Source organism: Mesorhizobium sp. M7A.F.Ca.CA.004.06.1.1 (assembly GCF_003999135.1).
In the GTDB taxonomy this organism is placed as follows: Bacteria; Pseudomonadota; Alphaproteobacteria; order Rhizobiales; family Rhizobiaceae; genus Mesorhizobium.
In genome coordinates, this window is sequence record NZ_RZPQ01000155.1 from 3,224 (window position 1) to 9,433 (window position 6,210).

Consider the following 6,210-nt stretch of genomic DNA (forward strand, 5'->3'; position numbering starts at 1 on the left):
CTCCATAAGCGACGTTGCCCGCACCGATGGCGACAGCCTTGCCCCCGCTTGCGTTTGCGTTGGTGCCGATGGCGACGGCGTCGACGGAGTTCGCAGTGGCCTGGAGACCGACCGCGATGGCGTTGGCTGCGGACGCCGTCACGTCCGTGCCGATGCCGATGGCGCTCTGTGCGCTGGCGCCTGCTCCAAAGGTGCGCGAGCCGACATAGATGGCGTTCAACCCGGACGCGCTCGCCGAAACGCCGACAGCGACGGCATTGGTGCCGCTGGATGCGGCGCCGATGCCAAGCGCTGTGCTGGCAATCCCGCTGGCGTTGGCGCTGACGCCGGCGGCGAGGGAATTGTCTCCCGTCGCATTCGCTCCAGACCCGAATGAGGAGGCGTTTGTGCCGCTGGCAACGGCCGTGTTGCCAACCGCTGTGCTGGCGGCGCTGCTCGCATTTGCGGTCGTGCCGATGGCGATGGAATCGTTGCCCACGGCGGTGGCCAAACGGCCGCCGGCGAACCCACGGTCGCCGCTGGCAGTGGCGTTCCCGAGGGCTGTGGAATTCGCTCCCGAAGCAACGGAGAAGGTGCCGAGGGCGGCGGAGCCGGCTCCCGTGGCCTGGGTGCTGGCGCCGATCGCGACCGCGTTGGTGTTGGTTGCGGCCGCACCGGCCCCCAGCGCCATCGAGGCCGCGCTCGAGGCCGCCGCGTTCTTGCCTAAAGCCACCGCGTTTCCTGCAGATGAAACGGATTGGCGTCCTATCGCAATGCTGTCGACCTGAGATGCCCTGACGTCCGTGCCGATGGCGATGGCGCTCTCTTCAAGGGCGCCCATTCCCGCAACAGTTCGGTTGCCAAGATTGACGGCGTTGATCGCCGTTGCGGTCGCCTGGAAGCCGATGGCGATGGCATTCTGGTTGCTTGCGACGGCGCTATTGCCTTGGGCAAGCGAATCCAGCCCGGACGCTGTTGCACCAAACCCGAGCGCGGTGGCGCGCAGTCCGGTCGCCCGGGTAACATAGCCGATCGCCGTCGAGTTCGTTCCGTCCGCACGCGCGTTCAGGCCAAAGGCGGCCGCGCCTGCGGCTGCAACCGAGTTGACGCCAATGGAGCTTGCTCCATCCGCAGTAGCTTGGGCGTTCCCGCCTAACGCGAGGGCGTTGACGCCGGTTGCCTTCGCAAAGACACCTATGCCTATGGAGTTGAGGCCATTGACACTCATCGAATAGCCGATGGCGATCGAAGCATCGCCCGTTGCGCTGTTGGAGGTGCCCAATGCCACGCTGTTCGCGCCATTCGCCTGGGTGCCGTTACCGATGGCGACGGCGTTGCCGGCTGTCGCGGTTCCGCCGCCGGCCTGATATTGCGCCTGAGCCGGCGTCGCAGCCATGCCGATCGCGAAGGCGCCCAGCATCGCGGCCGCCGCCCCCGACATCCCGCCGACGCCCAAAGTTCCCAGCCCCAGGCGCTTGCGCCCCATGCCGAGCGCACGATGCGCCATCCGTAGCACAGCCATCAGGCGGCGGCGAACCGAGCGGGAACTGACATCGGCCCCCGCGATCCAGTGCCCGGCGAAATGCGCCGCGCGACGCTGAACAAGAAGCGAGCCGTTCGAAATCTGGTTGTCGGTCATGGTTCCCTCTCCGCTGGCCGGCACGAAATGTCTGACAATTCCGTTCCACCGCAGGAAGACATGATTCCTGCCCGCGGTATTTCACGAAATTGCTGCCTTGTGAGAAAAGATCGGAGCAAACCTGCAGAGGTTAACGGCTTGTTACCTTAGCCAATGCTTTAAAACCAAGAAATAAAGCAACGACCTAAGCGCCACCTCATCTAACCTTGGCGTTAAGCTTGCCCACCCGCAGCTGCAGCGGCGTCACCTGGCGGTATTTCTTCATCACGGTGGTAAAATGGCTCTGGCTTGAAAATCCGCAGGAATGCGCGATGTCGGCGATCGTCATGCGGCTGTCGGCAAGCAGTCTTTCAGCCAAATCCAGCCGCAGCTCGAGGACATACTGGTGCGGCGGCACCCCGAACGTCCTCGAGAAAGCCCGCATGAAGTGGTACGGCGAAAGCTCGCAAACAGCGGCCATTTCGGCAAGCGCCAGCTTGCGGGTAAAGTTCTTGTCCAGAAATTCCTGCACGCGGCGTGTGCTGCGGACCGAAAGCCCGCCTTTCGCGTTGAGCGTCGGCCGTCGCAGATTGGTTCCGGAAGCCGGTCCGGGGAAACCATCATCACCCGGCATTTTTCGGCCTCCTGACACGTCCCAGATGAGGTTCAACCGGAGGCCTTCCTCCTCGTTCCCCCGAAAAACAATTCGTGATTGATCGAAGCCGGCCGGCATCGCCATTCATCGGATCGTTCCGGCCGGACGGCGAACGATGAATGTCTGCGAGACGGGATCGCGGACGGAGGGTATGACACTCCCCCGCGCGGTGGCCCTCCTGGGCCCGGCGCTTTCAGGAATTATGTCCAGGACAAATCGAGCTGTCCGTTCTCGATTGACGCCCCGGGAAACGCCGCTTTCCCGAGCATCGTCCGTATTTTTCATTGCCTGGCCTCAGCCGCTTGTCCGCCGCCTGAAATCCCCCTTAGCCCGACCCGGATCCAACGTAACGCACATGGCGCGGAGTGTGAATAACATCCGTACGCAAAGAAAAAATTTTGTTCGGGATAAGAAGACGGACCAGTCAACAAGGCAAGGACTGGACCATTTCGGAACCTTCGCCGGCGCATAGGCTGACGGAGCATCAAACGAAAAACCCGCCTGTTCGGCGGGTCACTGGCGCAAATCAGCACCATGCACAAATTTATACCTTAGCTGAGGTCACCGAGTCAAGAAAAAATTCCTATCGTGAAAGCTGCCAGCGCAAAAGTGCCAACACCGAGCCCGCTGCCGCGAGGCCTCTGGTTGGCCTGAGTTCGGAGCCCTGCTTCAGGTCTGGGTAATTCGACCAATTCAGCAGCCCTTCAAGGCAATGTAGAGCTACCCGATCGGCTGCCGGTCATTGCAGATCGTCGCGACGATTCTCGTACAAATCCCATGTAAGTTCCACAAACCCCAGAAGAACGTCCTCCTCGCTCCACCCGGCAGCGACCGCTGCCTGAACGATCTCACGGACGAGAGGCAGCAATTGGCGTTGGCATTCTGCCGACGTGTCGGCAACTGCGTCATCGCCGGGAGGTCCATCGAAGTTGAATTTCATCATTCAGCGCCCCCCTCGCCATCAATCAAAGTGTTTATATAACTAAATTCATTCCTCCTGATATACAATAGAGGTGGTACCAAAGCATAAGAGGCTTCGGTGGGCCTGGGAAGAACAGGACGATGCCAGGCTTTATGCTTCCCCTGGGTCAGGTTTGTCCTTCTGACAGGATCTATCGGGGTGCTTCAACCCATCGATCTCTGCGGCCGGTCGAACTCTTCAGCCAGGGCCGCATGCCACCATCCACCGAATGCACGGCACGAGCGGCTGCATTGCCTTCTGCAACCGCTCGCTGGATAGTCTCGGCATGTTGGCGACCCTGGCGACTCACTGGCCGCAAATTCTGGCGATCATCTCCGTGGTGATGGCGACGGTCGGCATCGTCCATGCCGTCATGACCAAGGAAGATGTCCGCGCCGCCACCGGCTGGGTCGGCGTGATGGTGCTGTCCCCGATCCTCGGCGTGCTGATCTATGCCGTCGCCGGCATCAACCGCATTCGCCGCGCCACGATCACCGCCCAGCGCCCGTTTGCCGATGGCGCGATGTCCGCCAAGCACGAGCGCGACGTCGCTGTCGAAGAGGCCCTGATCGTCGAGCGCTACGGGCAACGATTCACGGGCTTGCGGACATTGGGCGACAGGGTGGCGCGGCGCGCGCTCAATCCTGGAAATGCAATCGATGTGCTGGAGACCGGCGACGAGGCCTATGCCGCCATGTGCGCGGCCATCGATGGTGCCGAGCGCAGCGTCCTGCTCGAGACCTATATTTTCGACAATGACGCCGTCGGCCTGCTCTTCGTCCAGGCGCTTGCCGGCGCCGTCCACCGCGGCGTCACCGTCCGCGTGCTGATCGATGCCGTCGGCGCCCGCTACTCGGTGCCGAGCATCCTGGGGCATTTGCGCGAGGCCAACATCCCCGCCGATGTCTTCAACGGCAACATCGTCATGGGCCTGCGCCTGCCCTACGCCAATCTGAGGACCCACCGGAAGATCCTGGTGGTCGACGGCATCGCCGCCTTCACCGGGGGCATGAACATCCGAAAAGGCTTCTCCGCCGAATTCGCCGGCTCCAACAGCGCCAGGGACACGCATTTCCGGGTGACCGGTCCGATCGTCGCCGACCTCTTTTCGGTCGCCGCCGAGGACTGGCGCTTCGCCACCAACGAGGCGCTGAAAGGCGACGCCTGGCGCATCGCCCCGCTGGCGCCGTCGCCAGGCGCACCGATGATGGTGCGGGCGGTCGCTTCCGGCCCGGATGCCAGCAACGAGACCAACCACAAGCTGCTGATCGGTGCATTCTCGGTCGCCCGCAAGTCTATACGCGTGATGTCGCCCTATTTCCTGCCGGATCGGGAACTGATCAGCGCGCTGATCACCGCCGGCAGGCGCGGGGTCGAAATCGACATCGTGGTGCCGGCGGTGAACAATCTTTTCCTCGTCGACCGCGCGATGATGGCGCAGTTCGATCAGGTGCTCAAACACTATTGCCGTGTCTGGCGCACCGAGGGACCGTTCGACCATTCGAAGCTGCTTTCGATCGACGGCGTGTGGGCCTATGTCGGCTCTTCCAATCTAGACGCCCGATCGCTGCGGCTGAATTTCGAGATCGACCTGGAGGTGCTCGATGCCGGCTTTGCCAGCGAGATCGAGGCGCGGATCGGGTCGGCGATCGCCTCCGCCGTGCCGGTGACGCTGGAAGCTTTGCGAGCCCGGCCGTTTCTTATCAGGCTGTTCGACCGGGTATTGTGGCTCGGTTCACCCTATCTCTAAGGCGGAGGTGCGCTTGAGGAACTCGTCCGTCATGGAACATACGCGGAAATTGCCTATTTTCACTGTATCCGGCTTCTGAATTGATGCCAGCGAGGACGAGCAGCACAGAGATGCACAGAATTGGACGCAGCCTCCCGGCAAGCATGCTTCTGTCCCTTCGTGACCGCCGGATGCAGAAAGCGAATGCCGCCGCACTCAAGACGACAGCCACCACCGGCACGCTGGTTGCCTCCTACAATGTCCACAAATGCATCGGCGTCGACAGGAAATTCGACCCGGAACGGACCATCCGCGTCATCCGCGAAATCGATCCGGATCTCATCGCGCTGCAGGAAGCCGACAATCGCTTCGGCGACCGTAATGGGCTTCTCGACCTGCCCCGGCTCGAACGGGAAACCGGCCTGGTTCCGGTGCCGATTTCGGCCACAGGCAAGGGCCATGGCTGGCATGGCAACGTCTTGCTGTTCAAGAAGGGCGTCGTTCGCGACGTGCACCAGATCAAGCTTCCGGGACTGGAGCCGCGCGGCGCGGTGGTGGCGGAGATCGACCTCGATGGAAGCCAGACGCTGCGCATCATCGCCGCCCATCTCGGCCTGCTGCGCCGCTCGCGCTCCCAGCAGGCGCGCGTCGTGCTCGACCTGATGAACAGCCCGGACGAAAGACCGACCTTGCTGCTCGGCGACCTCAACGAATGGCGGCTTGGCAACCGCTCCGCTCTCAACACGCTGCATGCAACGTTCGGCCCGCAGCCGCCGGCGGTCCCCACCTTCCCGTCGAACCTGCCGCTGCTGGCGCTCGACCGGATCATGGCCAACAGGCACGGCATGATTGCCGCCATTAACGCGCATGACACGCCGCTTTCGCGCGTTGCCTCCGACCACCTGCCGCTGACGGCCTTCGTACGCCTGGAGCGTATCTCCGATAACGCCTTGATTTCTCCGGTGTCGCAAAGCGTGTAGATTTACGCTGGAACGCCCTGGCATGATCAGCTGACGAAATAGCGCTGCCACTCGAAGTCGGTGATGTGCGACGCCTGCCAGGCGTCGAATGCCGCCTGCTCGGCTCGCCGGCTCTCGGCATAATTGTCGCGAAAGGCCTCACCAAACGCATCCGCGCAGAAATCCGATGCGGCGAAGGCCTCGATCGAAGAATTGAGCGTACGCGGCAGTTTCGGCTTGTCGAGATTGGCCAGGTTCGACGTCACCGGCGCTTCGAGCGGCAGATCTTTCTCGATGCCCTCGCAGCCA

4 protein-coding genes and 2 pseudogenes are annotated in these 6,210 nt (G+C 62.5%); 2 read left to right on the plus strand and 4 right to left on the minus strand.

Annotation, left to right across the window (positions count from 1 at the left end; all coding sequences use genetic code 11):
• From EN906_RS12215 to EN906_RS12230, 3 genes and pseudogenes are all read right to left on the minus strand, one after another.
• A pseudogene (locus tag EN906_RS12215) lies at nucleotides 1-1,618 on the minus strand (calcium-binding protein); the annotation flags it as partial.
• Nucleotides 1,619-1,814: 196 nt separating this feature from the next.
• A complete protein-coding gene (locus EN906_RS12220; RefSeq protein ID WP_127271838.1) occupies nucleotides 1,815-2,336 on the minus strand; it encodes an AraC family transcriptional regulator in 522 nt (173 codons plus the stop codon).
• Between the two features lie 655 nt (nucleotides 2,337-2,991).
• The gene (locus EN906_RS12230; RefSeq protein ID WP_164749109.1) at nucleotides 2,992-3,195 is read right to left on the minus strand and encodes a hypothetical protein; all 204 of its coding nucleotides are present in this window, start codon (nucleotides 3,193-3,195) and stop codon (nucleotides 2,992-2,994) included.
• A gap of 304 nt (nucleotides 3,196-3,499) precedes the next feature.
• On the opposite strand from EN906_RS12230, the gene EN906_RS12235 reads away from it, so the two are divergent.
• Nucleotides 3,500-4,963: a phosphatidylserine/phosphatidylglycerophosphate/cardiolipin synthase family protein gene (locus tag EN906_RS12235; RefSeq protein WP_127271959.1), complete on the plus strand. Its 1,464-nt coding sequence runs from the start codon at nucleotides 3,500-3,502 to the stop codon at nucleotides 4,961-4,963.
• Between the two features lie 110 nt (nucleotides 4,964-5,073).
• Complete coding sequence (locus EN906_RS12240; protein ID WP_127271470.1) at nucleotides 5,074-5,922, plus strand: endonuclease/exonuclease/phosphatase family protein; 849 nt, start codon at nucleotides 5,074-5,076, stop codon at nucleotides 5,920-5,922.
• Between the two features lie 26 nt (nucleotides 5,923-5,948).
• On the opposite strand, the pseudogene EN906_RS12245 reads toward EN906_RS12240, so the two are convergent.
• Nucleotides 5,949-6,210: pseudogene (locus tag EN906_RS12245) on the minus strand (glutamine synthetase); the annotation flags it as partial.